A 24,881-nucleotide genomic window follows, 5' to 3' on the forward strand; every position below is an offset into this window, starting at 1 on the left:
TTGCAGCCGTGCCGTCCGAGCTCGATGCGGCTGGTTTTCGACTGCGAGAAACCCAGCTTGCTGTCGACATCGGCGGGATCCAGTCCGGCGGCGACGCGCAGTTCGCGCAACTTGCCGCCGACGATGAGCTTCAGTGCCGTCGGGTTCTTCTCCACCGCCCCTAGCGGTCGTACGAACAACGACGCATTCGGATCGGCTGCAGCCATTGGGCGCTCCTGCGGACGCGGGGAAGACGCCCAGTATCCACCAATGAGGCTTCCATGGCTCGGAATACGTCGCTCTTGGAGCGATTTTCAGCCGATGAAGAAGTCGAAGTCTCCGCCTCGGGCGCCCGCCACGAACGCAGCGATCTCATCACGCGTATAGATCAACACGGGCCCCTGAGGGTCACGGGAGTTGCGCAACGCCACACGCCCCTCAGGGAGCTCTGCCAGCTCAACGCAGTTCCCGGTCGCATTGCTGTGACTGCTCTTGGTCCACGCCACGGAGCCCAGCCCAGTCGCCCGCATGCCGTTGAAGAAAGACTCCACTGCAACAGCCCTTTCATTTTCGTACATTCGTTCGCACCGACACCCAACCATTGCAATCCCAGATGCAATTGCATTCTTGGGTGGCGCTCGACCATACTCGCTCCACGGCGGCCGGTGCAGCGCCGAAGTCCATTTCCTCCAGGGGGACATGACCAGTGACAACTCACGTGTCAGCCTCATCGAGCACGAGCACCAGGCACGGAAGCCGGTTCTGCGGTGCGGAGCCTGGCGCGGAACCACTCCCCGCGACGAACCCCGCGGGCGAACCTCAGTGGGCCTGGAACCAGAGCATGAGCCAGACCGGATTCGCCGCGTGCGGACTTGACGGTCGGCTCCAGAACGCCTCACAGGCACGGCAGTTCGTCGCCACGACTCTCACCGGCTGGGCGCTTCCGCAGCTTGTCCCGGACGCCGAGCTGGTCGTCAGCGAACTCGTCACCAACGCGGTGCAGCACGCACTGGACCCGGCATCGCCCGCGGACGGCGACTACCCGGTCTGGCTCGGCATCTTCCGGCAGCCCGGCGACCTCGTGTGCGCGGTCACCGACCCGAGCTCCACCGCACCACGTCCGCGCAGCGCGGACGAATGCGCACTCGGCGGCCGGGGCCTGCACCTCATCAGCGCGCTCTGTGACACGTGGTCGTGGTCCCTGACCCCGCCGAAGGGCAAGACGGTCTGGGCGACGCTGCCCCTTCAGTGACGCCGGCGCGACGACGCCAGTGAGGTACGGGCGGATGACGCCCGCCTCGTGCGGGTCCGGAACCGCGCCCCTGCGGCGAGCCTGCCCGATGAGCCCGCCTTCGCCTTGCCGGGCCCCCGGCCGCGGACGGGCCGCTCGGACGCCGGACTACGGCACCTGCCGATCGCCGGACGCCGGGCCCCCACCCCGCGTCTCCTCCAGTGAGGCCTGCATCGCGTCCCTGGCCCGCGTGAACCAGTCGGCCAGCACCGCCACCTCGTCCGGCGAATAGTCCGCGAAGAGCGCGGCGATCCGCTCGTAGAACGGGCCGTAGACCTCGAGGATGCGCGCCTGGGCCGACTCCTCCATCACCACGCGCACCCGACGGCGGTCTCCCGGATCGGCCCGGCGACGCACATAGCCGGCCTTCTCCAGACGGTTGAGCACACCCGTCACCGCGCCCGTGGTCAGCCGGGCCCGCTCGGCCAGGTCGCCCGCCGCGAGCGACTCTCCCGCCATACCGGCCTCGATGACGAAACCGAGGCAGGTGAGGTCGGTGACGTTGAGTCCCAGCCGCCCCGCGATGTCCTGCTGCCCGAACTGCGCCAGCGCGATCATGCGGTCCATCGCGTACTGCGCCTCTGCGGCCGTCGCCTCCGGGCGCGCCTTGCCCTCCACCGGAAATCCCCTTAGCATCTAAGTTACTTAGTTCGTAAGACGTTCCTGGGTGTGGGTGTGCCCAGGTCGCTGATCCATCACACCACCGGTGAGGAGCCACAGATGAGTGTGCACGGCGATCACGACATGGGCCACACGGTGGCCGGCTGGACCGGCACCGCGCTGGCCACGGCCGGGACCGCCGTGCTCGGGGCGGGACTCGCCGCCGGCTCGCCGTGGGGCCTCGGTCTGGGGGGAGCGGTCGTCGTGCTCTCCGCGATCACCACCTGGCTGCTGCACCTCGCGGGGTGGGGCAAGCCCAGCGGGCCCCGGCCCCCGGACCTTCGCAGCCCTCGCATCCGGGACACCACCGTCCGGTACGGGCACCCGGGCTGTGTCGGCTGCCGGCTGGCGGGGCGCAGGCCGCAGGCGGCCCCAGTCAGCGCACCGCACGTCCCACCGGTCACCGCAGGCTCTCCGGTCACCGCCGGGACTCGGGTCGCTGCCGGGACTCGGATCGATGCCGGTTCTCCGGTCAGCGTCGAAGCAGCCGCGCTGCAGACGTCAGGGTGATCCGCTGTCCTGCGCCCGGCCGGAGACCGCGAGACCGGCGGTGTCGGTGCGGCCCCGCACATCGGTGTACCCGTGCGCACGTATCGCGTCGGCCACCGGCGCGGTCACGCGCTCGGCCGACTGCGGTCCGCCCGGCCCGTAGCACACGTGCAGCACCCCGCCAGGTCGCGGCACGGGGGGGGAGGAGCGCCAGTTCGGTGCCGGGTGAGCGGGTCCGGAACAGATTGACGTTGACCGCGAGGGCGGCGTCCAGGAGGCCGTCCGGGACCTCCAGCGACGCCAGTTCCGTACAGCGCAGTTCCAGGCGGCCGGCCGCCACGTGGGCGGCGTTGCGGTCGGCCGTGCGCGCGAGCGCCACGGCCGACCGGTCGACGGCCGGCAGCCGACCGGTCCTCAGACGTTCGCACACGAGCAGTGCCGCGACTCCCGGACCGCATCCGATTTCCAGCACTCGGTCGGCGGGTCCCGGATCGAGGAGGTCAACCGCCCAGCGGATACGGTCCGGCACGGCGGCCCGCGCAGCCCTCATGGTCCGGCTCCTTCACACCCGGGGACCGCACTCGTCATCCGCGTATCGCCGGACGGCAGCAGCCGGCCGGGCGGATATGCCACGGAACCACGGTTCCAGTGCGGCTCATGCCGTGCCGGGGTGTCCCCCGCCGTCGATGTCCTTGCCGATGTAGAGCTCGGCGAAGGCGGCCGCCGCCGCGGGTGACTCGAAGATCCGCCGCAGCCGGGCCGTCGCGGACGCCGCCCGGAACGGGTCGCCCGACGAGGCCCCGTGCATCACCTCCGCGAGCCACTGCGAGAACTCCTGGTACTGCCAGACCTGCCGCAGACAGGCCGCCGAGTAGCCGCGCAGCCCGCTGTCGTCCGCCTTGGCGCAGTGGGCGACCAGCGCGTCGCCGAGCAGCAGTGCGTCGTGCAGCGCCAGGTTCATGCCCTTCGCGGCGATCGGCGCCGCGAGGTGGGCAGCGTCGCCCGCCAGATACAGCCGGCCGTAGGACATCGGCTCCACGACGTAGTTGTGCATGTCCAGTACGCGCTTCTCGATCAGCGGGCCCTCGGCGAGCGGCCGGGCTCCGTCGGCCGACAGCCGCGTCCGCAGTTCGGACCACACGCGGTCGTGCGGCCAGTTGCCCGGGTCGTCGCCGGGCGGGCATTCCAGGTAGTAGCGGGTGACCTGGGGGCTGCGGGCCATGTGCGCGGCGAAGCCGCGGCCGTGCACGCCGAAGACGACACAGTCGTTGGACGGGGGCGCCTCGGCGAGGAGGGCGAGCCAGCCCACGCCGTAGTCGTGCCGCGCCACGGCCGCGTGCTCCGGGGGCATGCTCGCGCGGGTCACTCCCCGCGCCCCGTCGCAGCCGGCCACGGCCTCGCACACGATGCGCCGGCGCTCGCCCGTCTCCGGGTCGGTGTAGGAGACCTCGGGCCGGTCCGTGTCGACGGCGTGCAGCTCCACGTCCCGGACACCGAAGCGGATCTCGCCACCCAGCTCGTCGGCGTACCTGCGGACGAGGTCGGTGACCAACAGCGGCTGCGGATAGACGAAGTGACGGTTGCCGGTCATCTCGCCGTACGGGAAGCGATGGCGCTCCCCCGCGAAGCGGAACTCGAACTCCCCGTGAGTTTCGGTGTTCTGGAGCAACCGGTCGGCCAGACCCCGCCGTTGGAGTGCCCGAACGGCCCACTCCTCGAGGAAGCCGGCACGCGGCCGCTGCTCGATGAACTCTCTGCTCTCCGTCTCCAGCACCACGCAGTCCACGGATGCGGCCCGCAGGATGTTGGCGACGGTGAGCCCGGCGGGGCCCGCGCCGATGACGACGACCCGGGTGCGGTACGGCGGCGTTCGGGGCGACGAGGCGAGGGCGGGGAACGAAGAGGCGTCGGAAGACGGGGGGACGGCGACCATGCCCAGCATTATGACGGTGCTCAGTCAGCCTCGGCGGCCGCGAAGGTGTCCGGAGGTGCTCTGGTCACGGCCGCCCGGTCCCGCGATTATGGCGCAGTCATGTCAACCACCGACCGGGTGCCCGTGGCCGGTGTTCGTCGAATGGATGGCCGTGAACAGGTCCCTGATCAGGCTGGTGCCCGCCGCCGTGCTCGTCCTGCTGGCGGGTTCCGCCGGGCTGCCGGCCCAGGCGGCCGAACCGCCCCGCCCCGAGGTCGCTGAGAAGCCGGCCGTGCGGCAGGCGGCGTGGACCCCTCCGCTGAGCACCCGCGGCCGCTACATCGTCGACGCGGACGGCAACCGGTTCAAGCTGAAGTCGGGCAACTGGCACGGGGCGAGCGGTACCTGGACGGGCTCGGGAAGCCCGGACAACGCCGCGGACAACCACGCCGGCGAGAAGTCCGACCGTATGCCGCTCGGCCTGGACCGCGCCTCCATGGGCGAGATCGTCGCGGGCTTCCGCGAACTCGGCCTCAACAGCGTGCGGCTCCCCTTCTCCAACGAGATGCTGCGCGACACCCGTCCGGTCGCGGACGCGTCGGTGGCCGCCAACCCGTCGCTGCGCGGCAGGACCCCGCTCCAGGTGTACGACGCGGCCGTCGCGGCACTCACCGGTGCCGGCTTCGCGGTCGTCCTCAACAACCACACCAACACCACACGCTGGTGCTGCGGCGTCGACGGCAACGAGCGGTGGAACACGAGCCAGAGCGACGCGACATGGGAGAACGACTGGCTCTTCATGGCACGGCGCTACCGCGCGAACCCGCGCGTCGTGGGCGCCGACCTCTACAACGAAGTGCGCCGCTCGGTGTGGGACGACCCCAACTGGGGCCTCGGTGACCGTCACGACTGGTTCGCGGCGACACAGCGGCTCGGCGACCGCATCCTCCAGGAGGCCAACCCGGACCTCCTGATCGTCGTCGAGGGCATCAACTGGACCGGCATTCCCGTCGACGGTCTTCCGCACGAGCGCCCCACCCTGGAGCCCGTCCAGCGGCTCTCGCACACCCTGGTCAGGTCCGGCAAACTCGTCTACTCCGCGCACTTCTACGACTACACCGGCCCCCACCACAGCGGCGCGACCGGCACCGGCGAGACCTCTGACAACCGCTACCGGGACTTCACCCGCGCCGAACTCCACGACGTACTGCGCCGACAGGCGTTCTACGTCAGTGGCGAAGGGGACCGGCACTTCACCGCGCCGGTGTGGATCAGCGAGTTCGGCGTCGGGGGCCGGGACGAGCACGGGGAGAAGCAACGGGCGTGGTTCGAGAACTTCGTCGACTTCCTCGTCCGGACGGACGCCGACTTCGCGTACTGGCCGCTCGTCGGATGGCACGAGAACCGCGAGGGCAACGGCTGGGCCCTGCTGCACTGGGACGCGGCCGGCGGGCGGATCGGGGTGTTCGACGGTGACGACTGGCGTGCCGGTGCCTGGAGCCGGCTGATCGCCGCCGACGGGCGCAGCGGCCAGGTGGCCCCGGTCGACCGCTGGTCGATGCTCAGCCCCGACCACGGGGACTTCGTCCAGTCCCTGCGGATGCGCGCCCTGCCCGACTGGGACTCCGGCGCCCGCAAGGCGGTCTGCCCCGACGGTCAGCGGCTCGCGGGCCTCGGCCACACCGGCAACCGTGGGCTGTGCACCGACGCGGGCGCGCGCGACCCCTGGACCCCGGGTGCCGGGCACGAGGTGGTGCGCGACGAACGGTACGTCGGCACCGGCGACTGGGCCCTGGGGTACACCAAGCTGGAGTGCCCGCCCCGCCACCTGCTCATCGGCTACAGCGTCCGCGGGGCCGCGGTCTCCACCGTCTTGTGCGCCCCCTCCGACGCGGCGCCCGGTGGCGGCGGCCGGACCGTCTGGTTCGACCGCGGCGACAACCGTCCCGCCGCAGCGAAGGGCGGAGACTTCGCGCAGGGGCGCTACAAGGGACAGTGCGCGGACGACGAGTACGCGGCCGGTGTCGCTTACACCGGCCGCGTCGGCTCGTCGAGAACGCCTGACGCCCTGCTCTGCAGAAGGCTCCGCTGAAGCATTCCGATCGCGGTCAGCGCGACCGGAACTTCCGCAGCGTCTCCTTCGCCTGGGCGCGCTTGCGCGGGTCGGCGGCGGCCCTCCGACCCTGGTCGATCATCCGGCGTCCCTTGGGACTCCGGGCGAACGACTTGATGCGGTCCAGGATTCCGGCCATGTCTCCTCCAACTGATCACATACGTGTCAGGGACTGCTTACCCCGGGACGCCCGGTCGATGTGCGTCAGGAGGGAAGCATCCGCGGTTCGGCCCATTCCGCTCAGGCCGGGCGACGCGCGATGACGCCGAACATGGTCACGGACAGATGGAGCGCACCGTGCTCGCCTGCCGCCATCAGCTCTTCGTAGAGGCGCTCCCGCTGCGGCTCGGTGATCAGCCCACTGCGTACGGCCGTGTCCCCCAGCGTTCTGATCAGCGGCTCCACGGTCTCCAGACTGTTCTGGATGAGGGCCTGCGAGCCCACGTCGTTGATCTCGAACCCCTCGGCCCTCAGCTGACCGACGAGCCGGCGCCCCGCATAGGGGTTGGCCGCGGCGGCGAGCGCGGCGGCGCTCAGGGCCTTCACCACCTCGGGCTCTCCCGGGTGCAGGATGGCCGTCGCCCAGTCGGTGTCCATGAGGGCGACGCGGCCGCCGGGCCGCAGGACGCGTGCGATCTCCCCGGCCGCCTTCTGCGGCTCGTCGAGGTGCTGGAACACCCGCTCGCACCACACCAGGTCGACCGAGGCGTCACCGAGGGGCAGCGCCAGGGCGTCGCCCTCGGCGAAGCGTGCCGTGCTGCCCGCTTCAGCGGCTCGCCGCTCGGCGACCGCACGCAGACCGGGGTTCGGCTCCACACCCAGCGCATCGCCGCCGGGCGCCACCGCCGCGGCGAGTGCCCGCACCTCCGACCCGGTGCCGGTGCCGATGTCGAGCGCCCGCTCCCCGGGCCGAGCGGACAGCCCGCGATGCGCCCACGCGCGCAGGCGGCGCACGCCAGGCGTGCCCTCCTGCGCGTCCAGGGCGGCGACGAGCCGCTCGACACCCGACGCGGACATGTTCTCCGTGTGGAAATCGGAGGTCGGTCGGGAGTCCCCCATGGCGTCCCCTTCCGGAGTGAGCTCACTGGTCGTCCACCGGCCATGTGGCCGGTTCCTCGCCGGTCGTCACGTCGGCCGCCGTCTGGTCCCATGCTCGCACCCCTGGTGCCCGCCCGTCTGTGCGAGAGTCGCACCCATGAACAGAGACGTCCTGGTCCTGCGACGTGCCGTGGACGCGGACGCCGACGGGATGGCCCGCACATGGTTGCGTTCCTTCTCCGCGGCCCTTCCCACGGTGCGGCGGGCACACAGCGACGACGAGGTGCGTGCGTGGTTCGCGCACGTGGTCGTACCCCACCACGAGAGTTGGGTCGCGGTCGCCGGCGGCACGGTCGCCGGGCTGCTGGTGCTCGACGGCCGGGAACTGGAGCAGCTGTACCTGGATCCGTCATGGCGGGGCCGCGGGCTGGGCGACCGGCTCGTCGGGCTGGCCAAGCGGCAGCGCCCCGAGGGGCTGGCGCTGTGGACGTTCCAGGTCAACGGGCCCGCGGGGCGGTTCTACGAGCGCCACGGCTTCGCGGAGGTGGAGCGCACCGACGGTTCGCGCAACGAGGAGCGGGAGCCGGACGTCCGCTACGTCTGGAAGCCGGGGCCGTAGGCACGGGACTGCGCCCGCGACGGGACCGCAGCGGTTCCCCACCGGTACCCCTGTCTTCCAGGGTTCGCGTCTCAGAAGGGCCGCGGCACCGCCGCGAACGGCGGCAGCGTGAACCAGAGCGGGACCGCCCTGCGCAGCGCCTCCGGTCCCTGTACCTCGACCGCACCCGAGCGCAGAGCCTGGGCCCAGGCCAGGTCGCCGCGCCAGATCTCGATCATGCGCCGCAGGGCGGCGGAGACCGTGACGGTCACGTCGAACCCCGGGTCCCGGTCGCAGACGTCCGCCTCGGTCGGCGTGATCACGAGCCACCAGTCCCGCACCGGGAGGGCTACATCCGGGAACAGGAAGCGGATCACCGACCTGCCGTCGGGTACGGCTCGGTGGTCGACGCGGCGACGCATGTCCCACAGCAGCAGTTTCGGGTCGAGATCCTTGTCGCCGAGTTCCCCGATCCAGCGCACGCCCCAGACGCTCAGTGCCTCGATCACCGGACGCAGCTCCTCGCCGGCCGGTGTCAGGACGTACCGGACGTCGTGCCCCTCCGCGCGCCGCTCCACGATCCCCGCGCGCACCAGCTGCTGAAGCCGTTTCGAGAGCAGCGTGGGCGACATCCGCGGTACTCCGCGACGCAGCTCGTTGAAGTGCTCGGTGCCGGTCACCAGCTCCCGTACGACGAGCAGGGTCCAGCGTTCGTCGAGCAGCTCCATCGCCTTGGCGACGGGGCAGAACTGGTAGTACGAGGACCCCATACGAGCAGGCTACGGCCGGTTCGGTGAGCCGACCACCGTCGACGGCGAGGGATACGGCTTCCGTCCCTTGGGCCGCTGGTACAGATTCCGTACTAGGGGCGGTGTCCGTTCGTTTCCTACGCTCGATACAGGCGCCGGCCCGTATCCGTGCGGCGCGAGAGCCGAGGAGAGCCGTCATGACCGAAGCCACCGAAGCCACCCAAGCCACCCAAGCCACCGAAACGGTCGATGCCGACCGTGCACTGAAGACCGGGCACCGGAAGATGTGGGCGCTCGGCGACTACTCCGCCGTGGCGGCGGAGCTCATTCCCGATCTCGGCGCGACGCTCGTCGAGGCGTGCGGTGTACGGAGTGGCCGGCGGGTGCTGGACATCGCCGCGGGCACGGGAAATGCCGCGATTCCCGCCGCCCTCGCGGGGGCCGAGGTGGTCGCCAGTGACCTCACCCCGGAGCTGATGGACGTCGGGCGCAAGCTCGCCGTCGAGCGCGGGGCCGAGGTGGAGTGGCGGGAGGCCGACGCCGAGGCGCTGCCCTTCGCCGACGGTGAGTTCGACACGGTGATGTCGTGTCTCGGGGTCATGTTCGCGCCGCACCATCAGGCCGCCGCGGACGAACTGGTCCGGGTCTGCCGGCCGGGCGGCACCATCGGCCTGATCTGCTGGACCCCGGAGGGCTTCATCGGGCAGATGTTCGCGGTGATGAAGCCGTACGCCCCCAAGCCGCCTCCCGGCGCCCAGCCCCCGCCGCTGTGGGGTCAGGAGGCACATGTCCGCGAACTCCTCGGGGACCGGGTGACGGCCGTGGAGGCGCGGCGGCAGACCGTGCGGATCGGCCGTTTCGACAAGCCCGAGGCGTTCCGGGAGTACTTCAGGGCGAACTACGGTCCGACCATCGCGACCTACCGGAACATCGCGGACGACGCCGAGAAGGTCGCCGCGCTGGACCGTGACCTCGACGAACTCGCCGTCCGCCACGCGGACGCCTCCGGGACCACCGCGCTGGACTGGGAGTACCTCCTCGTCACCGCCCGCAGGAGCGCCTGAGGCCCTGCCGGGCCGTCACCGGGAGCGGTACCACTCGACGGTCGCGGCCACCGCCTCCGCGTGGGGTGTGGGTTCGAAGGGGCCGAAGGCGGAGCCGAACTTCGAGCTGTCGACGACGAAGGGAGCGCTGAACTGGTAGGCGGTCTCCCGCAGTTCGCGCAGCATCGGTGAGAACAGGCCGCCCACGGCGAGCACGGCCGGTCCCGCGACCGCGATCGTCGCGGGCACGGGTCGTCCGGCAGCCCCGGCCGCGAGATCGGTGAACTGCTGGGCGGTCAGCGCTTCGTCGGCCGGAAGGTGCCAGACCTGGCCGTCCGCCTCGGGGTGAGCCCGCGCGCGATGTCCGGCAGATGGTGCAGCGTGTGCGCCTGGGACGTACTGCCGACCCACTGGGGCTACCTGCCCGCCAGGAGACCCCCGAACAGGGTCTCGCCCGCCGTGGAGTGGGTGCCCCGCGGCCCGTAGTAGTCCGATGCCCGGCCGATCGCGACCCTCACCCGCCCCGTGCGGTGCGCGTCGAGCAGTTCGGCCGCCATGGCGGTGCGGGTCCGGCCCTTGCGGCCCTGCGCCGCGGCCGGGAGGTCCTCGCGCAGGGGCCCGTCCACGGGTCCGTAGGAGTACAGGTTGTCGGCGAACACCAGCTTGGCGCCCGCGGACTCGGCGGCGGCCAGCACCGAGCGGGTCAACTCGGGGAACAGCTCGGGCCATTGGGTGTAGGGAGGACTGGCGCAGTGGTGGACGACCGCTGCCCCGGCAGCCGCCGAAGCGGCCTGGGCCGGGTCGGCGGCGTCGGCGGCGACGCCCTCGGCGCCCTCTGGCGCACGGCCTCCGCGGCTCACGGCCCGCACCGGGCGTCCGTGGCGCAGCAGTTCGGCCACCACCGTGCTCCCGATCGCACCGGTGGCGCCGAACACCACATGAAGCCCATCGCCGGGCGAGGTCATCGCAGCTCCTCGAAGGTCGGTCACCACACGGTCGCGCTTCGCTGCGGCGACGGCAGCGGCGAGCAGGGTCCTGCGCCTCGGTGTCCCCCCAAGGCTTCGGTACGCAGAACGAAGGTACCGCCGCACAGGGGGCGCACGGGGCGATCGTCACGTCGGTACGTATGGGGCGCGCCTGTGACAGGTCCGCCGTCCGCGGGCGTCCACGGTTGTTCCCGGCGACGGCGGGCGGGCGGAGTCGTCACAGATCCCCCCCCACAGGTGCGGAGGCCGCGGGCCGGCGGGGCTCAGGGGCGCCCCGCCGCCGGGACCTCCTCCCCGGCGGGCACCGGGCCCGGGGGTGTGCCGTCGCCGAAGGGCTGTCCGCCCAACTCCTCGCGGTGGTGCGGGGTCAGCCATCCCGACGTGTCCGGTCCCAGCGGCACGATCTTCGTCGGGTTGATGCCCTCGTGTACCTGGTAGTAGTGCCGCTTGATGTGGTCGAAGTCGACGGTGTCGCCGAAGCCGGGGGTCTGGAAGAGGTCCCGGGCGTACGCCCACAGCACCGGGTCCTCGGTCAGCTTCGAGCGGTTGCACTTGAAGTGACCGTGGTAGACGGCGTCGAAGCGCACGAGCGTGGTGAACAGCCGGATGTCCGCCTCCGTGATCGTCTCCCCCATGAGGTAGCGCCTGTCCGACAGCCGCTCGGAGACCAGATCGAGCTGTCGGAACACGTCGTGGTACGCGGCCTCGTATTCCTTCTGCTCCGAGGCGAACCCGGCGCGGTAGACGCCGTTGTTGACGTTCCGGTAGATGTCGCCCATCACCTCGTCCATCTCGTCGCGGAGCCGTTCGGGGTAGAGGTCGGGGGCTCCGGGGCGGTGCAGCGCCGTCCACTCCGTCGCGAAGTCCAGGGTGATCTGCTGGTAGTCGTTGGTGACGAGCTCACCGGTGGGGACGTCCACGATCGCCGGCACGCTGACGCCGCCCGGGTAGTCCTTCTCCCGCGCGTCGTACGCCTCGCTGAGGAAGTGGATCCCGAGGACGGGGTCCCGGTCGCCCGCGTCGAGGGTGAAGCGCCAGCTGCGGTCGTCCTGGATCGGGTCGGTGACGGCGAGCGACAGCGCGCTCTCCAGTCCGAGGAGCCGTCGGGAGACGAGGGCGCGGCTCGCCCAGGGGCAGGCCCGGCTCACCACCAGACGGTAGCGGTCCGCCTCCACCGGCCGGCCTTCCCTCCCGTCGGCGGTGATGCGGTCGGCGAAATGACTGGTGGACCGTTTGAAGGGCTTCTTCCCGTACGCGGCGTTGCCCCCCTGGTCGTCGCGCGTGCTGCCGTCACTGGCGGTGGGGCGGCTCATGTCCTGTCTCCTTCCGCTCCGCGTCCTGCCGCGCGGCCGGGTGCGGCCGTGCGCTGTACGCATGCCCAGTCTGCGCCGCGCCCTGCGCTCTCGCGGGTCCCAGCACGGGGGTGACAAGGGTTTTCCCCGTATCGGGTTCATCTCGGCTTTCCCTACTGTCTGCCGAACCGGCGGATCTCGTGCCCCGACTCACTGATGTCAGGTGCATGGAAATCAGGGGTTTCGCCGGTGGCGGCCCTTGACCAGGGGCCGTTTGCGGCGGCGGGGGCGCTCGGGCGTACCCGGCCCAGGGAATCGCGGGTCGCACCCCCACAGCGAACCGCGGTTCCCGCGCCGTCCGCCGCGCTCCGCGCCGTCATCTGAAGGGGTACACCTTGAACGGTTCCAGACGGAGACTCATAACCGTCGTGGCCGCGAGTGCCACGATTGCCGCCGTGGCCGCCACGTCCTCCGTAGCCCTCGCCGCCACCCCGACCCCGCCGCCGAAGCCGGCTCCGGCCTCGCAGACCATGGCCGGCCTGCCGGTCGCGCCGGTCGAGAAGGTCATCGTCACCTACAAGGCGGCCGCGGCGGAGGCACGTTCCAACACCGCCGCCGCCGGTGACGCGACCGCCAAGGGGTCCGAGACCGGCGAGCGCCTCGCCTTCGAGCGCCGCCTCGCCGGTGGAGCCGCCCTGGTGGACCTGGGCGGCGAGACCTCGAAGAAGGACCTCACCGAGGTCATGAACGCCTTCCGCGGTGACCCCTCGGTGGCCTCCGTGGAACCCGACATCCGTGCCTACGCGATGGCAGTAGCGCCCGACGACACCGAGTACGCCAAGCAGTGGGACCTGTTCGAGGCCACCGGCGGCATGAATGTGCCCGGCGCCTGGGACAAGACCACCGGCAGCGGCGTCACCGTCGCGGTCATCGACACCGGCTACGCCACCCACTCCGACGTCGCGGGCAACGTGGTGTCGGGCTACGACTTCATCTCCTCCTCCGCCGACGCCCGCGACGGCAACGGCCGGGACAACAACGCCAAGGACGAGGGCGACTGGAACGCCACCGACGGCGAGTGCGGTGCGGGCTCCAAGGCGAGCAACTCGTCCTGGCACGGTACGCACGTCGCGGGCACCGTGGCGGCCACCACCAACAACACCAAGGGCGTCGCCGGCATCGCGTACAACGCGAAGATCCAGCCCGTCCGGGTGCTCGGCAAGTGCGGCGGCTCCTCCGCCGACATCGCCGACGCGATCACCTGGGCCTCGGGCGGGACCGTGCCCGGCGTCCCGGCCAACGCCACCCCCGCGAAGGTCATCAACCTGAGCCTCGGCGGTTCGAGCGCCACCTGCCCGAGCGTCTACCAGAACGCGATCAACGGCGCCGTCTCCCGCGGCACCACGGTCGTCGTCGCGGCAGGCAACAGCAACGCGAACGCCTCCGGCTTCACCCCCGCGAACTGCGCCAACATCATCAACGTGGCCTCCACCAGCCGTGAGGGCAACCGGTCGTTCTACTCGAACTTCGGCACCAGCGTCGATGTGGCCGCGCCCGGCGGTGAGACCCGTCGCGCCACCGACACCCCCGGTACCGTGACGACCCCCGAGAACGGCGTTCTCTCCACGCTGAACTCCGGTACCACCACGCAGTCGGCCGAGAACTACAAGCCCTACCAGGGCACGTCGATGGCCGCCCCGCACATCGCCGGGCTCGCCGCGCTGCTGGAGTCGGCCAAGCCGGCCCTGACGCCCGCCGACATCGAGTCCGCGATCAAGACCAACGCCCGTGCGCTGCCCGGCACGTGCACCGGCGGCTGTGGCACCGGCATCGCCGACGCCACCAAGACCGTGAACGCCGTGACGACCACGACTCCCGGTGGCACCACGTTCACCAACGCCGCGGACGTCACGATCAGCGACAACGCGACCGCGAGCTCCACGATCGCCGTCTCGGGCCGCGCGGGCAACGCCCCCGCCGCGCTCAAGGTCGCCGTCGACATCAAGCACACCTGGCGCGGTGACCTCGTCGTCGATCTGGTCGCCCCCGACGGCACCGTGCGCAACCTGAAGGCGTCCTCGTCTTCCGACAGCGCCGACAACGTCGTGGCGACCTACACCGTCGACGCCTCCAGCGAGGTCGCCAACGGAGTATGGAAGCTGCAGGTCCGCGATGTGGCCTCGGGTGACACCGGTTACATCGACACCTGGAGTCTCACCTTCTGAGCACCCGCACCACAGCAGCACAGGGCAGGTCAGGGGCGCGTTCGCGGCACATTCCGCGGGCGCGCCCCACCGCTGTTCCCGGACCTCACGTCCGAATGCCGGACGCGGGGCCTGGACTGCCGTGGCCTGATTCGTATGCTCTGCACTCACAGGCAGAGACCTGCGCAGGTCGCAAGGGGGGTGAAGGGCGTGACGACGACGGTTCACCGCCCCGCGCCGGTGGGGCGGGCCGAGCTCCTCGCCCGGCTCGAGCGGGTCCTGCACACGCGGGGGCGCGCACTCCTCACCGGTCCCGCCGGAATCGGGAAGACGGAGATGGCCCTGGCCGCCGCGGCGCAGGCCGAGTCCCGCGGCGAGACCGTGCTGTGGCTCGCCACACTGCCCGCCGACCGGGACATACCGGGAGCGGCGGCAGCCGCTCTGCTCGCGTCCGTCCGCGCGTCCGTGTCCTGGCACGCCGTCCACTCCCCCGCGGGGCCCGGCGGCCCAGGAGCGGTCGACGCACTCGAAGCACTGCCCGGACCGCAGCGCGGCGCCGTCGCCATGCTGTGCCGCGAGGCGCCCATCCCCGAAGGTGGTTGGGACCCCATCGCGCTGCGGCTCGCCCTGGCCCAGATCCTGCGGACCCTCGCCGCGCAGGCTCCGGTCCTGCTCGTCGTCGACGGTGTCCAGCACATTGATGCCGACAGTGCGGACCTGCTGCGCTTCGCGCTGCATCTGGCTCCGCCGGCGCTGCGGGTCATCGCCGCCGAAACCCCTTCGGCGTACGCCCCCACGACTCCCGGGCCCGGCGCGCCCCCGCAGGACTCGGCCGGTCCCGACGCCCTGTGGGTGCCTTCCGAGGCCGATGTGCTGTTCGTGCCGGCCCTGCACGCCGACGAGATCGCCGAACTCCTCCTCCACCACCGGCTGCCGTCCCGGATGGCGGGCCGTATCCACCGGGCCAGCGGCGGCAACCCCCGGCTCGCGCTCGCCGTCGGCCGTTCGCTCGCCGACGCCCGGACACCGGTCCACCACGCCGACGCGCTGTCCCTGTCGGGCCGCGCCCGTGACCTCGCCCGGCAGCTCCTGGGGGCGGCCTCCCCGGCCGTACGCGGCACCCTGCTGCTCGCCGCCCTGGCCCTGCGGCCGACGGCGGCACTGATCCGCCGCGCGGGCCGTGCCACGGCAGAGGCCGACCTCGCCGCCGCCGAGCGGGCCAACCTCATCACGCTCACCGAGGACGGGACCGTCGCCTTCAGCGCCGGCGTCCTGCCGTCCACCCTCGTGCATGACGCCTGCTGGAACGAGCGCAGCGCGGGGCACACCGCTCTCGCCCGGGTGGTCAACGACCCCGTCGAGGCGGTACGGCACCGGGCACTGGCCGCCGACGCGCCCGACGAGCACCTCGCGTACGAGGTCGCCGCGGCGGCCGACACGGCCCGGCGTCGTGGCAACAGTGCCCTGGCCGCCGAACTCGCCCTGCTCGCCGCCGAGTCCACCCCCGTCGAGCATGGCGGGCAGCGGATAGCCCGGCTCGTCGAAGCGGCCGAGGAGGCCGCGCGGGCGGCGCGGGCGGACCTCGCGATGCGCGCGGCCACCGATCTGCTGGCCCGCGACGCCACCCCCGCCGACCGGGTGCGCGCACGCCTCGCGGTGCTGGACACGGCGGGCCAGGGGCTCGGCGACCTCGACGAGACCTATGTGCACGCCATGGAGGACTCGGAGGAGGACACCGCCTTGCGCGCGGCCGTCCAGCTCCGGCTGGCGGTCAAGTACGTGCTCGCCGACGGCGATCCCGTACGCTCGCGCGCGGCCGCCGTCGAATCGGCCCGGCTCGCCGCCTCCGTCGGCGACCGGCAGACGGCGACCCGGGCCCTGACCGTGCAGGCACGCATGGAACGGGTCCTCGGCTCGGCGGAGGAGCAGCGGGTGCTCGCGGAGGCGCGCGCGCTCGAACTGGTCGACCGCCCGCTCGGTATCCGCAACGCGGCCCAGATCCTGACGATCCGTCATGCGCTGTTCGACGACCGGCTCACCGACGCCCGCGATCAGCTGAACGCGCTCCTGCCGCTCGTCGAGCGGCGGGGCACGGTCGAGGACGCCATCGAACTCTTCCGGACGCTCGCGGAGATCGAAGCACGCCAGGGACTGTGTGCCGCCGCGGTGGCCCACGCCGGACGGTCGCTCGCCCTGACCCTGGAGGCCGGGCTGTCCCCGGGACCCGCCTGGTACGCCCTGGCCCTCGCCGAGACCGCGGGCGGCAGCTTCGCGCGCGCCGCGAGCTACGCCCGGCGCAGCGTCCAGGCGTCCGAGGAGGAGGGTGACCGGGTCTTCCTCTCCCGCAGTCTGTACGCGCTCGGGCGGGTCCAACTCGTCGCAGGCGACGTGGCGGACGCCGTGGAGACGCTGCGCCGTGTCCGCGCGGACGAGCAGGCCCAGTCGACCGTCGACCCTTCGATGCTGCGCTGGCACGAGGAGTTGGCGGAGGCGCTGGTCGCCGGCGATGCCCCGGAGGAGGCCGCCTTCCTGCTGGCCGGTGTCCGCCCGGTGGCCGAGCGGCTCGGGCGTACCACGGTGCTGCTGGGCTGCGACCGGGCGTACGCGCTGTATCTGGCGGCGAGCGGCAAGCCCGAGGAGGCGGCGGAGCTGCTGACGGAGACCGCCGAACGGTTCGACGCGGCGGGCCTGCCGCTGGAGCGGGGACGGGCGCTCATCGCGCTGGCCCGGGTCGAGCGCCGCCGCCGACGGCGCTCCTCAGCGCAGAACGCCCTCCAGACGGCGGCCGCCGTTTTCGAACGCACGGGAGCGCTGCCCTGGCTGGCACTGGCCGCGGAGACGCCGTCCCGCTCGGCCGAGCCGGCTCCCGCCCGCGGCGCTCCGACCTCCCTGACGGAGGCGGAGCTGCGCCTCGCGACACTGGTCCGCGAGGGCGCAAGCAACCAGGAGGCGGCGGCGAAGCTCTACCTCAGTGTGAAGACGGTCGAGGCTCGGCTGACCCGCATCTACCAGAAGCTGGACGTCCGTTCGCGCGCGCAGCTGGCGACCGCGCTCAACTCCTGGCCCGCGCACCGTGCGCCACCGGAGACGACGGACGGCCCGGCGGGCCCCTGAGGGGCGGCGCCGGACCGTTCGCGGTGTGCGTCAGCCGAGCTCGATGAGCAGATCGCCCGCCTCGACCTGCTGGATCCTGCCGATCGCGAGCCTGCTCACGGTGCCCGCGCTCTGGGCGGTGATGGATGCCTCCATCTTCATCGCCTCGATGGTGGCGACCGTCTGACCGGCGTCCACCGCGTCACCCTCGGCGACCTGGAGCGTAACCACTCCGGCGAACGGTGCCGCGACATGACGCTCGTTGCCGCGCTCCGCCTTCTCCGCCGCCTTGACCTCGGTCGCGACGGATTCGTCCCGCACGGCCACCGGCCGCAACTGCCCGTTGAGGGTGGCCATGACCGTACGGAAGCCCCGCTCGTCGGCCTCGGAGATGGCCTCCAGCTCGATCAGCAGGGTCACGCCGGGTTCGAGGGTGACGGTGTGCTCGGTCTCCGGCTCCAGGCCGTAGAGGAAGTCCCGCGTCGGCAGGACCGAGGTGTCGCCGTAGGCCTCGCGGTGCGCCTCGAACTCCTTGGTCGGGCCGGGGAACAGCAGCCGGTTCAGGGTCGCCCTGCGCGTCTGCGCGAGGCCGCGCCGGTCCTCGTCGTCCAGGGTCGGGGCGTCCGCCTTCTCGGGGCGGCCCTGCAGCGCGCGGGTGCGGAAGGGCTCCGGCCACCCGCCGGGCGGGTCGCCCAGCTCACCGCGGAGAAAGCCGATCACCGAGTCCGGTACGTCGAACTTTCCGGGATCGGACTCGAAGTCCGAGGCCTCCACGCCTGCACCGACCAGATGCAGCGCCAGATCGCCCACGACCTTCGACGACGGGGTCACCTTCACCAAGCGGCCCAGCATCCGGTCGGCCGCGGCGTAGCAGTCCTCGATCAGTTCGAACCGGTCGCCCAGGCCGAGCGCGATGGCCTGCTGGCGCAGGTTCGACAGCTGGCCGCCGGGAATCTCGTGGTGGTAGATCCGGCCGGTGGGCGAGGCGAGGCCGGACTCGAACGGCGCGTACACCTTCCGGGTCGCCTCCCAGTACGGCTCCAGGTCACCGACGGCCTGGAGCGAAAGCCCGGTCTCCCGTTCGCTGTGGTCGGTGGCGGCGACCAAGGCCGACAGCGGCGGCTGGCTGGTGGTGCCGGCCATCGACGCGACGGCGGCGTCCACGGCGTCGACTCCCGCGTCGATCGCGGCGATCAGCGTCGCGAGCTGTCCGCCCGCGGTGTCGTGGGTATGCAGGTGCACCGGCAGGTCGAACCGCTCCCGCAGGGCTGTCACCAGGGTGCGGGCGGCCGGCGGACGCAGCAGGCCCGCCATGTCCTTGATGGCCAGGACGTGTGCCCCGGCCTCGACGATCTCCTCTGCGAGGCGCAGGTAGTAGTCCAGCGTGTAGAGGGACTCGGCGGGGTCGGACAGATCGGCGGTGTAGCAGAGGGCGACCTCCGCGAGTGCCGTCCCCGTGGCCCGTACCGCGTCGATCGCCGGCCGCATCTGGTCGATGTCGTTGAGCGCGTCGAAGATGCGGAAGATGTCCATGCCGGTCACGGCGGCCTCGGCCACGAACGCCTCGGTCACCTCGGTCGGGTAGGGCGTGTAGCCGACGGTGTTGCGGCCGCGCAGCAGCATCTGCGTACAGATGTTGGGCACCGCTTCGCGCAGTTGGGCGAGCCGCTCCCAGGGGTCCTCGGCGAGGAAGCGCAGCGCCACGTCGTACGTCGCACCACCCCAGCACTCCAGGCTGAGCAGTTCCGGGGCCGTCCGGGCGACGTAGGGAGCGACGGCGAGCAGATCGCGGGTGCGCACCCGGGTCGCGAGCAGGGACTGATGGGCGTCACGGAACGTGGTGTCGGTGACCGCCACGGCCTTCTGTTTGCGCAATTCTGCGGCGAACGCCTCCGGTCCGAGAGCCGCGAGCCGCTGCCGGGAGCCGTCGGGCGCCGGTGTGGTGAGGGAGACGGCGGGCAGCTTGTCGACCGGGTCGATGACCTGCGGCCGGGGGCCGTGGGGCCGGTTGACGGTCGTCTCCGCCAGATAGGTGAGCATCCGGCTGCCGCGGTCGGCGGAGGGACGCGCCCGGATGAGCTCCGGGTGCTCGTCGATGAAGCTCGTGGTGATGCGGCCGGCCCGGAAGTCGGGATGGTCGAGCACGGCGCCGAGGAAGGGCAGGTTGGTGGACACACCGCGGATACGGAACTCGGCGATGGCGCGGCGCGCACGCCGGGCCGCGTTCGCGAAGTCGTGCCCGTGGCAGGTCAGCTTGACGAGCATCGAGTCGAAGTGCGCGGAGACCTCGGCGCCGGTGTGCACGGTCCCGCCGTCGAGCCGTACGCCGGGGCCGCCCGGCGACCGGTAGGCGGAGATGGTGCCGGTGTCGGGCCGGAAGCCGTTGGCCGGGTCCTCGGTGGTGATGCGGCACTGGAGCGCGGAGCCGTTCAGCTCGATGTCGTCCTGGGTCAGCCGCAGTTCCGGCAGCGACATCCCGGCCGCGATGCGCAGCTGTCCGATCACCAGGTCACGGCCGGTGACCTGCTCGGTGACCGTGTGCTCCACCTGGATGCGGGGGTTCATCTCGATGAAGACGTGGTTGCCGCGCTCGTCGACGAGGAACTCGACGGTGCCCGCGTTCACATAGCCGATGTGCCGGGCGAAGGCGACGGCGTCGGCGCAGATGCGCGCCCGCAGGTCGGGGTCCAGATTCGGGGCCGGGGCGATCTCGACCACCTTCTGGTGACGCCGCTGCACCGAGCAGTCCCGCTCGTACAGGTGCACCACGTTGCCCTCGGCGTCGGCGAGGATCTGCACCTCGATGTGGCGGGGGTTGACGACCGCCTGCTCGAGGAAGACCGTGGCGTCGCCGAACGCGGACTGCGCTTCGCGCATGGCCGCGTCGATGGACTCGCGCAGCTCGCCGGGTTCGGCCACCCGGCGCATGCCCCGGCCGCCGCCGCCCGCGACCGCCTTGACGAAGACGGGGAAACCGATGTCCTCGCAGGCCGCCACGAGCGTGTCCACGTCGGTGGTCGGCTCCGACGACTTGAGGACCGGGACGCCGGCCTCCCTCGCCGCCGCGACGGCACGGGCCTTGTTGCCGGTCAGATGAAGGACCGAGGCCGGGGGCCCGACGAACGTGATGCCGGCTTCCGCGCAGGCGGCGGCCAGGTCGGGATTCTCCGAGAGGAATCCGTAGCCGGGGTAGATCGCGTCGGCCCCCGCCTTCTTGGCGGCCTTGACGACCTCGTCGACGGACAGGTACGCCCGTACGGGATGGCCGGGTTCACCGATCTGATATGCCTCGTCCGCCTTGGCCCGGTGCAGTGAGTTGCGGTCCTCGTGCGGAAAGACCGCCACCGTGGAGATGCCGAGCTCGAACGCAGCGCGGAACGCGCGAATGGCGATCTCACCGCGGTTGGCGACCAATACCTTGCCGAACATCAAACTCCCCAGTCGTGTCGCGGGCCGGCGGCCTCGGGACGGGCGCTGTCGCCACCGGAGCCTCGGGCGTCCGGTGCCCTCGTGGAGGGTGTCGTCGTGGACGGTGTTGATGCGTTCGCTGATCGGTGCACCACGCTGTGCACCGCGCCGGCCGACGTCGGGTGGTGGGAGGCCGGAGCGTTGGCCACCGTACCGGACGACCTGCGACGGATCGCGAAGCCGGTGACGACCGGTCCGCGTAAGTTACCGGCCGGTTCGTCCAGCTCGCAACGGATGTCGCCGTGGGATGACCGACACCGCCCGCTCGTTTCAGACCTCGTCACCGGGGGGCAGGCGCAGGTGCCGCAGATCGGCGGGGACCGGTTCCGAGGCCGGCCACAGGCGCGCGGGGTCGCCCGCTGCCGCGGCCGCCGGAGCGTCGGTGAGCCCCATCCGGTCCCGCAGCCGGCCGTAGAAGTCGGTCGGTCCGAGCCGGATCACCCGCAGCCGGCGCTCGGCGGCGAAGACACCGATCCAGTCGCCGGGGTCGAGCAGTCCCCGCAACTGGCCGTCGACGCTCACCGCGGCGCGGCCGGAGTGCGGCAGGACCCGGAGCCCGATCGGCTCGTCGGGGGCGGCGACGACGGAGCGGTTGAACGTCATGTGCGGGGCGACCGGAGTGAACACCACGGCCTCGGCGAACGGCGAGACGACCGGACCGCCGGCGGCGAAGCTGTAGGCGGTGGACCCGGTGGGGGTCGCGACCAGGACGGCGTCCGCGGAGTACGAGGCGAGCAGCCGCCCCGAGACGTAGACGCCCAGGGCCACCTGGCGGTCGCGGACGAGTTTCTCCACCACGACGTCGTTGACCGCCCGGACGTGCAAGGACATTCCCCACCCGCCCTGATCGGATTCGTCGGGGACGACCGGGGGCGGAAGCATCGGGCCCCGGCCGTAGCAGAGCACCGTCTCCATTTCCTGGGGCAGTTGGAGGCGACGGGAGGCTCGCATGGTGAGCAGCATGCGGGTCTCCACCCGGGCGCGCCCGGCGTGCACGGCGTCGAGTGCCCGGCGGACGTCCGCGGCGGGGACCTCGGTGAGGAAACCCACCGTGCCCAGGTCCACCCCGAGGACGACAGCGTCGCTTTCGGCTGCCAGGCGGGCTCCCCGCAGGAAGGTGCCGTCACCGCCCAGGCTGACGATCAGATCGGGATGCCCGGCGGCGTCGACCTCCTCGCGCGCGCTGTGCCGCTGCTCGCCCAGGTTCCACACGTCCGTCTCGGTGCAGGCGATGTCGTGCTCCGCGCACCATGCGGTCACGACATCGGCCGCCGCCACGGCCTCGGGGCGCCCCCGGTGCACCACGAGTCCTACCCGCTTCACTGTCATGTCGTGTCCTCTCCGTCGCGCGCCTCGCACGATCAACGATCAGAGAGGAGTGCGGAGCGGACGCGGCGCGCCGCAGGCGGCTGGATGAGCCGTGCACGTTCACCCGGTAGTCGGCGGCACGGCATCCGGCCGGCGCCGCGTGTGCGGCGCCGGCCGGTGAGGCGCGCTCCCGGGGGCGATGTCCCGAGGGGCACGTCCGTGCGGCCGGCGGGGCGGACATGCCCGCCTCGCCGGACCTGCTCTACGGGAAGTTGGCGACGACCGAGGGCACGGTCGACGTTCCCGACGTGGGTGAGCCGGTGTTGTTGATGACGTGCTCGTACTGCCCGTTGCCGCTCAGCGAGACGACGAGGAGGCCGTGGAATCGCACGCCCGGTTTCACCGGGGCCTGGAAGCCGTGGTCCTGCCGGATCGTCGGGTCGACGTTGTAGTAGCAGTAGCTGCCCATCCCCCAGCCCTCGTGCGTGTTCACCGAGTCGGCGACCTTGTAGGCCGCGTACCCCTTGGTGGCGCCGTTCTGGATGGCGGCCTGGTTGGGTGCGTCGTAGGCTTTCTCGTTCTGGAAGAAGATCGTTCTGCCGCGTTCGCCGTACCACTCCACGTCGTACTTGTTGAAGTGCTCGACGAACAGTCCGGTCGCCAGCACGTCGTCACCGTTGACCCGGACCCCGTAGTCGGCGCGGTTGGTCTCCCAGCCCACGCCGTCGCCGTGGTCGGCGCGCCACACCCAGGTGTGGTCGATGATCGCGTCGTCGCTGTTGACGACCATGCTGGTGGTGGCCTTGCCGGGGCCCGCGCCGCCGACGCGGATGAACACGTCCTGGACGGTCGTCGGGTTCGCCGCGTGGTCCGCCGACGATCCGGCCGGACCGACCTCCAGCAGGGTCGGGGAGTTGACCGGGCCGGCGTCGATGAGGAAGCCGGCCAGCTTCACACCGTCCACGTCGGCCACCTTCATGGCGGTCACACCGTTGTCCGGAATGATCGTGGCGAGCCCGAGACCGAGCACGATCGTGTTGGCACGGTTCACGTTGATCGTGCTGTCGACGTGGTGAACGCCGGGGGTGAACAGCAGGTGCAGCCCCTGGTCGAGTGCCGCGTTGATGGTGGCCGCGGTGGCACCGGGCTTGACGACGTAGAACCTGCTGAGGGGGATCGACTCGCCCTGCGGCGTGCCGTTGCCCCACGAGGTGCCACGGGCGCCCACCCGCTTGGCGGGCGCGAACACCTTGTACTCGTTGCCGTCGAGGTAGAGGAAGGGCTTCTCGCGTGAGACCGGTGTGGTCTCCAGCGTGGTGTACGGCGGGTTGGGGAAGCTCTGCGCCGGTGCCCCCTGGACACCGGAGAAGGTCATGTTCCACACGCCGTTGGTCCAGCCGCCGACCGAGCTGTCACGGGTGTACCACTGCTGCTGCGAGTACGGGCCGACGGTGCCGTCGATCTTGCTGTCGGCGATGTAGCCGCCGCTGGCCCAGCCGTATCCGCTCGGCGCGAGGTTGAGCCCGCCCTTGACGTGCATACGGCGGAAGGGCGCGGCCTGGGAGACCGCCCAGCGGTTGGTGCCGTTGACGGGGTTGAGCGCGAGGTTCTCGGCGGAGCGCCAGAAGTTCTGTGTGGCGTTGCCGTTGAACCATCCGGCGTCGACGGTCACGTCCCCGTTGAAGGTGGTGTCGTCCGGGTTCAGCCCGAGGCCGGATATAGAGGTGTAGAAGCCGATCTGGGCGTTGATGTTGTTGTACGTGCCGGGCTTGAAGAGCAGCTGGTAGCGGCTGCTGCCGAACTGCGCGGACTCCTGCTGGCGGAAGATCTGGTCGAGCCGGCCCTGGATGTCCGGGGTGGACGGATCGAAGACGACGACGTTGGGACCGAGGTCACCGCCGCCCGGTATCTGCGGGCCGCCGTCCGTCGTCCCGTAGACCTTGAACTCCCAGAGCGAGTAGCCGTACTGGGTGGCACGCGCCGTGCCGTACACCCGGACGTAGCGCGCGGTGCCCGAGACGTTGAGCGTCTCGGTGCCGCCGGTGGCGGTGGTGGTCGAGTGCGCCGTGGTCCAGCTGGTGCCGTTGGTGGAGAACTCGACGCGGTACGCCTTGGCGTGGGCCGTCTCCCACGCGAGGACGACCTGGTTCACCGTGGCGCTGGTGCCGAGGTCGACCTGGATCCACTGCGGGTCACTGAACGCGCTCGCCCATCGCGTGCCGTTGTCGCCGTCCACCGCGGCGGATGCGGGTGTTCCGCCGTTCTCCTGGCTGGAGGCGGTCACCGTCTTGCCCTGGGAGAGCAGGACGGGCGCCGCGTGCGCCGACGTGGCGGGCAGAATGCCGAGCAGGGTCGCGACGAGCGCGGTGATGACGAGCGCCGTCAGTGTGCGGTGGTGCGCGGGGCCGGCGGGTGGGCGCGGGGGTCTGACGAGGGTGGCGGGCATCAGCGGCTCCTGTGATGTCAGGGGTGGGGGTGGAAAGCGCGCATGAGAGAGCGCTCTCTCACCCTTGTCGATGCTCAACCTGTCGGACGGCCGCGTCAAGGCTTGTGCGCACGATCGTTCGCCAACTGCCCATGCATGGCTGCTGGGTTCAGGATCCGAAGGCGCACAGGGGGAGCCGAATGCGCTCGCGGAGCCCAACGCCGTAACGGGGG

Annotated in this window: 21 protein-coding genes and 1 pseudogene; 7 read left to right on the plus strand and 15 right to left on the minus strand. The window is 71.6% G+C overall.

The features are described from left to right. The coding region (locus tag ABTX78_RS09440) for a helix-turn-helix domain-containing protein (protein WP_352206192.1) at nucleotides 1–206 on the minus strand (206 nt) is incomplete at its 3' end. A gap of 87 nt (nucleotides 207–293) precedes the next feature. Continuing rightward, entirely contained in the window at nucleotides 294–557 is a 264-nt protein-coding gene (locus tag ABTX78_RS09445) for a DUF397 domain-containing protein (RefSeq protein WP_352206193.1), read from the minus strand. 263 nt (nucleotides 558–820) lie between these two features. Here ABTX78_RS09445 and ABTX78_RS09450 point away from each other — a divergent pair, with 263 nt between their 5' ends. Next, nucleotides 821–1,231 carry an ATP-binding protein gene (locus ABTX78_RS09450; RefSeq protein WP_352206194.1) on the plus strand — a complete coding sequence of 137 codons (411 nt, stop codon included), beginning with the start codon at nucleotides 821–823 and terminating at the stop codon, nucleotides 1,229–1,231. 147 nt (nucleotides 1,232–1,378) lie between these two features. Here ABTX78_RS09450 and ABTX78_RS09455 read toward each other — a convergent pair whose 3' ends face one another. After that, nucleotides 1,379–1,888: a MarR family transcriptional regulator gene (locus ABTX78_RS09455; RefSeq protein ID WP_352206195.1), complete on the minus strand. Its 510-nt coding sequence runs from the start codon at nucleotides 1,886–1,888 to the stop codon at nucleotides 1,379–1,381. Between the two features lie 102 nt (nucleotides 1,889–1,990). Between ABTX78_RS09455 and ABTX78_RS09460 the strand changes: the two genes are divergently transcribed. Then, the gene (locus tag ABTX78_RS09460) at nucleotides 1,991–2,440 is read left to right on the plus strand and encodes an HGxxPAAW family protein (protein ID WP_352206196.1); all 450 of its coding nucleotides are present in this window, start codon (nucleotides 1,991–1,993) and stop codon (nucleotides 2,438–2,440) included. Here the strand turns inward: ABTX78_RS09460 and ABTX78_RS09465 are convergent. The 3 genes and pseudogenes from ABTX78_RS09465 to ABTX78_RS09475 all read right to left on the minus strand — a co-directional run bounded on the left by ABTX78_RS09465 (nucleotide 2,432) and on the right by ABTX78_RS09475 (nucleotide 4,352). Beyond that, nucleotides 2,432–2,587, minus strand: a complete 156-nt coding sequence (locus ABTX78_RS09465) for a hypothetical protein (protein ID WP_352206310.1) — start codon at nucleotides 2,585–2,587, stop codon at nucleotides 2,432–2,434. The two genes, ABTX78_RS09460 and ABTX78_RS09465, sit on opposite strands and share 9 nt — an antisense overlap. A 79-nt stretch (nucleotides 2,588–2,666) precedes the next feature. Next, a pseudogene (locus ABTX78_RS09470) lies at nucleotides 2,667–2,969 on the minus strand (methyltransferase domain-containing protein); the annotation flags it as partial. 105 nt (nucleotides 2,970–3,074) lie between these two features. After that, a complete protein-coding gene (locus ABTX78_RS09475; protein ID WP_352206197.1) occupies nucleotides 3,075–4,352 on the minus strand; it encodes a 4-hydroxybenzoate 3-monooxygenase in 1,278 nt (425 codons plus the stop codon). Nucleotides 4,353–4,497: 145 nt separating this feature from the next. Between ABTX78_RS09475 and ABTX78_RS09480 the strand changes: the two genes are divergently transcribed. After that, on the plus strand, nucleotides 4,498–6,423 hold the full coding sequence (locus tag ABTX78_RS09480; RefSeq protein WP_352206198.1) for a glycoside hydrolase family 5 protein: 1,926 nt from the start codon (nucleotides 4,498–4,500) through the stop codon (nucleotides 6,421–6,423). Between the two features lie 16 nt (nucleotides 6,424–6,439). On the opposite strand, the gene ABTX78_RS09485 is transcribed toward ABTX78_RS09480, so the two are convergent. Both ABTX78_RS09485 and ABTX78_RS09490 read right to left on the minus strand, forming a co-directional pair. Next, entirely contained in the window at nucleotides 6,440–6,583 is a 144-nt protein-coding gene (locus ABTX78_RS09485; RefSeq protein ID WP_352206199.1) for a hypothetical protein, read from the minus strand. Between the two features lie 101 nt (nucleotides 6,584–6,684). Further along, on the minus strand, nucleotides 6,685–7,503 hold the full coding sequence (locus ABTX78_RS09490; RefSeq protein ID WP_352206200.1) for a methyltransferase domain-containing protein: 819 nt from the start codon (nucleotides 7,501–7,503) through the stop codon (nucleotides 6,685–6,687). A 136-nt stretch (nucleotides 7,504–7,639) separates the two neighbouring features. Here ABTX78_RS09490 and ABTX78_RS09495 point away from each other — a divergent pair, with 136 nt between their 5' ends. Further along, nucleotides 7,640–8,101 carry a GNAT family N-acetyltransferase gene (locus ABTX78_RS09495; RefSeq protein ID WP_352206201.1) on the plus strand — a complete coding sequence of 154 codons (462 nt, stop codon included), beginning with the start codon at nucleotides 7,640–7,642 and terminating at the stop codon, nucleotides 8,099–8,101. A 71-nt stretch (nucleotides 8,102–8,172) separates the two neighbouring features. Here ABTX78_RS09495 and ABTX78_RS09500 read toward each other — a convergent pair whose 3' ends face one another. Next, nucleotides 8,173–8,850 (minus strand): winged helix-turn-helix transcriptional regulator, encoded by a 678-nt coding sequence (locus tag ABTX78_RS09500; RefSeq protein WP_352206202.1) that lies wholly within the window; start codon nucleotides 8,848–8,850, stop codon nucleotides 8,173–8,175. Nucleotides 8,851–9,026: 176 nt separating this feature from the next. On the opposite strand from ABTX78_RS09500, the gene ABTX78_RS09505 reads away from it, so the two are divergent. Further along, nucleotides 9,027–9,893 (plus strand): class I SAM-dependent methyltransferase, encoded by an 867-nt coding sequence (locus ABTX78_RS09505; RefSeq protein WP_352206203.1) that lies wholly within the window; start codon nucleotides 9,027–9,029, stop codon nucleotides 9,891–9,893. Nucleotides 9,894–9,908: 15 nt separating this feature from the next. Here ABTX78_RS09505 and ABTX78_RS09510 read toward each other — a convergent pair whose 3' ends face one another. The 3 genes from ABTX78_RS09510 to ABTX78_RS09520 form a co-directional block, all read right to left on the minus strand. Beyond that, entirely contained in the window at nucleotides 9,909–10,283 is a 375-nt protein-coding gene (locus ABTX78_RS09510; RefSeq protein WP_352206204.1) for a Rossmann-fold NAD(P)-binding domain-containing protein, read from the minus strand. 5 nt (nucleotides 10,284–10,288) lie between these two features. Next, entirely contained in the window at nucleotides 10,289–10,837 is a 549-nt protein-coding gene (locus tag ABTX78_RS09515) for an NAD-dependent epimerase/dehydratase family protein (protein ID WP_352206205.1), read from the minus strand. A gap of 284 nt (nucleotides 10,838–11,121) precedes the next feature. After that, nucleotides 11,122–12,171, minus strand: a complete 1,050-nt coding sequence (locus tag ABTX78_RS09520; RefSeq protein ID WP_352206206.1) for a glutathione S-transferase family protein — start codon at nucleotides 12,169–12,171, stop codon at nucleotides 11,122–11,124. A 407-nt stretch (nucleotides 12,172–12,578) separates the two neighbouring features. On the opposite strand from ABTX78_RS09520, the gene ABTX78_RS09525 reads away from it, so the two are divergent. After that, on the plus strand, nucleotides 12,579–14,375 hold the full coding sequence (locus ABTX78_RS09525; RefSeq protein ID WP_502993838.1) for a S8 family serine peptidase: 1,797 nt from the start codon (nucleotides 12,579–12,581) through the stop codon (nucleotides 14,373–14,375). 189 nt (nucleotides 14,376–14,564) lie between these two features. Next, nucleotides 14,565–17,468, plus strand: a complete 2,904-nt coding sequence (locus tag ABTX78_RS09530; RefSeq protein WP_352206207.1) for a helix-turn-helix transcriptional regulator — start codon at nucleotides 14,565–14,567, stop codon at nucleotides 17,466–17,468. A gap of 30 nt (nucleotides 17,469–17,498) precedes the next feature. Here ABTX78_RS09530 and ABTX78_RS09535 read toward each other — a convergent pair whose 3' ends face one another. From ABTX78_RS09535 to ABTX78_RS09545, 3 genes are all read right to left on the minus strand, one after another. Beyond that, on the minus strand, nucleotides 17,499–20,876 hold the full coding sequence (locus ABTX78_RS09535) for a pyruvate carboxylase (RefSeq protein WP_352206208.1): 3,378 nt from the start codon (nucleotides 20,874–20,876) through the stop codon (nucleotides 17,499–17,501). 309 nt (nucleotides 20,877–21,185) lie between these two features. Next, a complete protein-coding gene (locus ABTX78_RS09540) occupies nucleotides 21,186–22,244 on the minus strand; it encodes an NAD(+)/NADH kinase (protein ID WP_352206209.1) in 1,059 nt (352 codons plus the stop codon). Between the two features lie 241 nt (nucleotides 22,245–22,485). Then, nucleotides 22,486–24,669 (minus strand): pectate lyase-like domain-containing protein, encoded by a 2,184-nt coding sequence (locus ABTX78_RS09545; RefSeq protein WP_352206210.1) that lies wholly within the window; start codon nucleotides 24,667–24,669, stop codon nucleotides 22,486–22,488. Between the last annotated feature and the right edge of the window lie 212 nt (nucleotides 24,670–24,881).

The sequence above is a fragment of the Streptomyces sp. NPDC096193 genome, assembly GCF_040302905.1.
In the GTDB taxonomy this organism is placed as follows: Bacteria; Actinomycetota; Actinomycetes; order Streptomycetales; family Streptomycetaceae; genus Streptomyces.

What these genes read in the sequence shown, in the direction of transcription:
- ABTX78_RS09445 (WP_352206193.1), bottom strand. Translation starts at nt 557, where the DNA reads ATGTACGAAAATGAAAGGGCTGTTGCAGTGGAGTCTTTCTTCAACGGC.
- ABTX78_RS09450 (WP_352206194.1), top strand. Translation starts at nt 821, where the DNA reads ATGAGCCAGACCGGATTCGCCGCGTGCGGACTTGACGGTCGGCTCCAG.
- ABTX78_RS09460 (WP_352206196.1), top strand. Translation starts at nt 1,991, where the DNA reads ATGAGTGTGCACGGCGATCACGACATGGGCCACACGGTGGCCGGCTGG.
- ABTX78_RS09475 (WP_352206197.1), bottom strand. Translation starts at nt 4,352, where the DNA reads ATGGTCGCCGTCCCCCCGTCTTCCGACGCCTCTTCGTTCCCCGCCCTC.
- ABTX78_RS09480 (WP_352206198.1), top strand. Translation starts at nt 4,498, where the DNA reads ATGGCCGTGAACAGGTCCCTGATCAGGCTGGTGCCCGCCGCCGTGCTC.
- ABTX78_RS09485 (WP_352206199.1), bottom strand. Translation starts at nt 6,583, where the DNA reads ATGGCCGGAATCCTGGACCGCATCAAGTCGTTCGCCCGGAGTCCCAAG.
- ABTX78_RS09490 (WP_352206200.1), bottom strand. Translation starts at nt 7,503, where the DNA reads ATGGGGGACTCCCGACCGACCTCCGATTTCCACACGGAGAACATGTCC.
- ABTX78_RS09495 (WP_352206201.1), top strand. Translation starts at nt 7,640, where the DNA reads ATGAACAGAGACGTCCTGGTCCTGCGACGTGCCGTGGACGCGGACGCC.
- ABTX78_RS09500 (WP_352206202.1), bottom strand. Translation starts at nt 8,850, where the DNA reads ATGGGGTCCTCGTACTACCAGTTCTGCCCCGTCGCCAAGGCGATGGAG.
- ABTX78_RS09505 (WP_352206203.1), top strand. Translation starts at nt 9,027, where the DNA reads ATGACCGAAGCCACCGAAGCCACCCAAGCCACCCAAGCCACCGAAACG.
- ABTX78_RS09515 (WP_352206205.1), bottom strand. Translation starts at nt 10,837, where the DNA reads ATGACCTCGCCCGGCGATGGGCTTCATGTGGTGTTCGGCGCCACCGGT.
- ABTX78_RS09520 (WP_352206206.1), bottom strand. Translation starts at nt 12,171, where the DNA reads ATGAGCCGCCCCACCGCCAGTGACGGCAGCACGCGCGACGACCAGGGG.
- ABTX78_RS09535 (WP_352206208.1), bottom strand. Translation starts at nt 20,876, where the DNA reads ATGTTCGGCAAGGTATTGGTCGCCAACCGCGGTGAGATCGCCATTCGC.
- ABTX78_RS09540 (WP_352206209.1), bottom strand. Translation starts at nt 22,244, where the DNA reads ATGACAGTGAAGCGGGTAGGACTCGTGGTGCACCGGGGGCGCCCCGAG.
- ABTX78_RS09545 (WP_352206210.1), bottom strand. Translation starts at nt 24,669, where the DNA reads ATGCCCGCCACCCTCGTCAGACCCCCGCGCCCACCCGCCGGCCCCGCG.